General features: G+C 62.9%; 3 protein-coding genes. All 3 read left to right on the top strand.

The window, feature by feature from the left end; genetic code table 11:
• Positions 1-428 precede the first annotated feature (428 nt).
• A complete protein-coding gene (locus RUU78_RS02235; protein WP_313913235.1) occupies positions 429-4,076 on the top strand; it encodes a hypothetical protein in 3,648 nt (1,215 codons plus the stop codon).
• Positions 4,077-4,157: 81 nt separating this feature from the next.
• Positions 4,158-4,571, top strand: a complete 414-nt coding sequence (locus tag RUU78_RS02230) for a hypothetical protein (RefSeq protein ID WP_313913233.1) — start codon at positions 4,158-4,160, stop codon at positions 4,569-4,571.
• A gap of 200 nt (positions 4,572-4,771) precedes the next feature.
• Positions 4,772-4,985: hypothetical protein (locus tag RUU78_RS02225; protein ID WP_313913232.1), on the top strand; the 214-nt coding region annotated here is incomplete at its 3' end.

Raw genomic sequence — 4,985 nt, 5'->3', positions numbered from 1 at the left:
CCCTCTCCCCCAAGCTCGCTTGGGGGAGAGGGTTGGGTGAGGGGGAGAAACATCACCCACACGCAGCGCCAGATTTTCGCGACACACGCAAACCCTGCCTGCCCGACGCGGTCGGCGGAGAGATAGCCGAAGCCCTCTCCCCCAAGCTCGCTTGGGGGAGAGGGTTGGGTGAGGGGGAGAAACATCAGCGCAGCGCGGCGCCCGGTTTTCGCGGCACACGCACCCCCCGCCTGATCGCCGCCCTGGCAACGCTCGCGGTCGTCGTCCTCGCGCTAACCACAGCCCCCCTCTTCGCCTCCAGCAAAGCCAAAAAAGTCGAACGCACCTACGTCACCGCCCCCGACGCCCCCGCGTTCCAGACCTGGCCCCAGGCCGACGCCAAATCCGCTGGCTGCGTCTCCTGCCACACCGCATCCGACCGCAAGACCATGCACGCCAGCGAAGCCGTCGTGCTCGGCTGCACCGACTGCCACGGCGGCGACGCCACCGTCTTCGGCAGCAACCCGATCGCCGCGACCGATCGACCGGCCACCGGCAAGAATCCCGACAAACACGCCGACATCCCCTACTCCGATGCCGGCGCCGGTGGCGCGCCGCGCAACTACAGCGCCGGCTACATCGCCGCGATGGACAAGGCGCACGTGCTGCCGCAATACCCGGAACGCTGGCCCAACAGTGCCAACCCGCCGCGCAGCTATACGCACCTCATCGAGGAATCCCCCGAGTTCGCGCGCTTCATCAACCCCGGCGACCTGCGCATCGCGCGCGAGTCCTGCGGCGCCTGCCATCTGCCGCTGATCCAGCAGGCCGAGAAAAGCCTCATGGCCAACGCCGCCATGTTCTGGGGCGCCGCCGCGTACAACAACGGCATCCTGCCGTTCAAGCATTCCATCCTCGGCGAAGCCTATACGCGCGACGGCAAGCCCTCGTCCGTCGACAACGGCATCCCCAACGACGCCGCCATGGACGCCGCCGGCATCCTGCCGAAGATCAGCCCCATGCCCGCGTGGGAAACCGTGCCGCCGGCCGATGTGTTCCGCGTGTTCGAGCGCGGTGGCCGCAACATCTCCAACCTGTTCCCCGAAATCGGCGTGCCCAGCGAAACCGGGCAGATCCAGCGCCTGGAAGAACCCGGCCGCCCGGACCTCAAGCAATCCAACCGCGGCCCCGGCACCGGCAGCCGCGTCGCGATTCCGGTGCTCAACATCCACAAGACCCGCTTGAACGACCCGTTCACCTGGTTCCTGGGCACCAACGACAACCCCGGCGATTTCCGCTCCTCGGGCTGTTCGGCCTGCCACGTCGTCTACGCCAACGATCGCGATCCGCGCCACTCCGCCATCCATGCCAAGTACGGCAACATGGGCATGAGCGCGCAGGTCGATCCCACCATTCCCAAGGGCGAATCCGGCCACCCGATCAAGCACGAGTTCACGCGCCAGATCCCGACCAGCCAATGCATGATCTGCCACATGCATCAGCCGAACATGTTCATCAACTCCATGCTCGGCTACACCATGTGGGACTACGAGTCCGACGCGCCCTTCATGTGGCCCGAGAAGCAGCACTACCCGGACGACAAGGAAATTTTCAAGACGCTGGACCGCAACCCGGAAGAAGCGGCCATCCGCGGCAAATGGCGCGATGTGGATTTCCTGAAAGACGTCTCCCTGCTCAACCCGCAGCTCAAGGACACCCAGTTTGCCGACTACCACGGCCACGGCTGGAACTTCCGCGGCATCTTCGCGCGCGACCGCAAGGGCAACCTGCTCGACGACAAGCAGCAGAAGATCGACGACACCGACCCGAACAAGTGGAAGAAAGCCGTCCACATGTCGTCGATCCACGTCGACGTCGGCATGCAATGCGTCGACTGCCACTTCGGCCAGGACAACCACGGCAACGGCTATCTGAAGGCCGAAGTCGCTGGCGCCGTCGAAATCCAGTGCCAGGACTGCCACGGCACCGCCGACCGCCTGCCCACCCTCAAGACCTCCGGCCCCGCCGCGCCCAAGAACGGCCGTGACCTGCTGCTGATCCGCAACCCGGACGGCAAGAAGCGCTTCGAGTGGAACGGCGACGTGCTGATCCAGCGCTCCGCCGTCACGCCGGGCCTGGAATGGACCATGAGCCTGGGCAAGGACGTGGCCAACCCGCTGTCGCCGAACTACAACGAGAAGGCCACGCGCGCGCACACCATGTCGCGCAACACCGCCACGCTGGAATTCGGCGCCGACGTGCCGCTCGACCAGCGCGCCCACGGCGAAGACAAGATGCTCTGCTACACCTGCCACACCTCGTGGACCACGAGCTGCGGCGGCTGCCACCTGCCCATCCAGGCCAACGCGCAGACCGAGAAGCACAAGTACGAAAGCGGCTTCACACGCAACTTCGCCACGTACAACCCGCAGGTCGCGCGCGACGACATGTTCTTCCTCGGCGTGCACGGCGGCATCAAGGACTACAAGGTGGCGCCAGTGCGCTCGTCCTCCGCGCTGATCCTGTCCTCGACCAACATCAACCGCGAACGCATCTACATCCAGCAGCCGCCCGTGTCCTCGGCCGGCTACTCGTCGCAGGCCTTCGCGCCGCACTACCCGCATACCGAGCGCAAGACCGAAACCAAGACCTGCACCGACTGCCACCTGTCGAAAGACAACGACAACAACGCCATCCTCGCGCAGACGCTATTGCTCGGCACCCGCTTCGTCGACTTCGTCGGCTTCAACGCCTGGGTCGGCGGCGATGGCGAGATCGGCGCGATCCGCGTCACCGAGTGGGACGAACCGCAAGCCGTGATCGGCAGCTACCTGCAGCGCTACGCCTACCCCGACTGGTTCGCCAACCACCAGAAAGCCGGCCAGCGCCTCGAAGAAGCCTACGGCCACAACGCCGGCACCGCGAGCTGTCTGCAACTGCGCGGCGAATACCTCTACGTCGCCGAAGGCAAGAAAGGCATGCGCGTCTACGACGTCGCCAGCATCGCGAACAAGGGCTTCTCGCAGCGCATCATCACCTCGCCCTCCTCCGCCGCGGGCCAGGACACCCACATCGGCAGCAAGAACGCGACCTGCGTGATGCTCGCGACCACGCAACCCGTGTCCTTCGCGCGCAACGAAAAAGCCCGCGAGATCGCCGCGAACGAAGAACAGCCGATGCACGCCATCTACCGCTACGCGTTCATCACCGATAGCGAAGAAGGCCTCATCGTCACCGACATCGACACCCTGGCCGACGGCGAATTCCGCAACAACTACCTGACCCGCGCCGCGACCTGGAACGACGGCGGCATCCTCAAGGGCGCCAAGCACCTCGCCATCGCCGGCACCACCTTCTACGTCACCGCCGACGCCGGCGTCGTCGTGCTCGACATGAACGACCCGCTGAAGCCGCGCCACATCACCACCGTGCCGATGGCCAACGCCCGCGCCGTGCAAGTCCAGTTCCGCTACGCCTTCGTCACCGCCGCCGACGGCCTGCACGTGATCGACATAACCAAGCCAAGCGATGCGCGCGAAGTGCAAGGCGCGTTCCTGCGCCTGGGCGACGCGCGCAAGCTGCACCTGGCCCGCACCTACGCCTATATCGCCAACGGCGCCGAAGGCCTGGCCATCGTCGACATCACCAAGCCCGAACAGCCCACGCTGTACGAGATGTTCAATGCCGGCGGGAAGCTCAACGACGCCAACGACGTGATTGTCGGTACGACCAATGCGTCGCTGTTCGCCTACGTCGCCGACGGCAAGAACGGCCTTAAGGTCATCCAGCTGACCAGCCCGGAATCGCAGCCGAAGTTCTATGGCTTCAGCCCAGATCCGAAGCCGCAGTTGATTGCGTGGCGCGAGACGGCTAAGCCTGCCCTTTCACTGTCGCGCGGGCTTGAGCGAGACCGTGGGGTGGATGAGAGCGGGAATCAGATTGCGGTGTTTGGGCGGATTGGGTCGCGGCCGTTTAATTTGCAGGAGATGCAGAAGTTGTATCTCGATGCGGATGGGAAGCCTTGGGGGGTTAGCGACCAGGTGCCGGTCAACAGCGCGACTCGCGGCAAAACGACAAAATCCGAACGCTCGCCCTAAACAGGGATGTGGCTCCGCTGAAGCCGGTGCCTGAATCTACTTGTGACTTGAGGATGCCGTGAGAGGTATAGGTGGCGGATCATGAGCCAGCAGTTGGATCGTGAAAAAGAAATCGGAAGGGCAATCGTCGCAGCGACTAGACCTGAAGACATCGGTGCGATTGAAACGTGGGCGAAAACAATGCTGGAAATTAGGTCCAGTGATCTCCCAGCCTACGGAAAGGCAAAAGCAGCAATTCTGTCGTCGACTGACAGGAAACTATTGGCGCCAATCCTTCACGTGATCTGGAAAGAGATGAAGCGTCTCGGCTGGGAAGAGCGAAGCCTTCCGGCACGAATGGCTCTAGGGGCCGCTGTGACGGCACTTACCCTATCGGGACAGGGCGCGGGAATAGCCGCACTGGGGGGCGCAATTGGCGTCCCTCTCTTTGTAGTTTTTGGTGCAGGAGGCGCTCTGGCCGGCGTCATAGTTGACGAAATCAGGGCGAAGAAGTGAATTGGGCCGTTGCTCGATCCGCCGTCGAGCGGAACCACGCGACACGACCATCATCATTCTTCTAATCGCGCAAGATAGCCAGTAACGAGGCTACTAGCCAGATAAACCACTTTTCCGAACAACGCTTGTGAGAGAACCTGACCACGTTCTCCTCGATGGCGATCATTCGCAGAAAGCTCAATACATAAGGCCAAGCGCGAATGTACGGACCACTCAATGACCCACAGGCTGTACGCAAAGCCCTGCGAGAGTTCGATGAGCTCGGACGAGATAACTTTTTAAAGAAATATAACTTTGGTCGTTCTAAATTGTATTTTGTTCTTGACGATGAAAAGAAATATGACTCGAAAGCCATCATTGCCGCCGCCTTCGGATTTCAGACCGGAAAACCTCTTCGGCGCGGAGAGTTCAACG

Origin of the sequence: Tahibacter sp., assembly GCF_032229445.1 — a bacterium.
Lineage (GTDB): Bacteria > Pseudomonadota > Gammaproteobacteria > Xanthomonadales > Rhodanobacteraceae > Tahibacter.
Note: the sequence above shows the minus strand (reverse complement) of the source record. Positions and strands in the feature narration are given on the sequence as shown.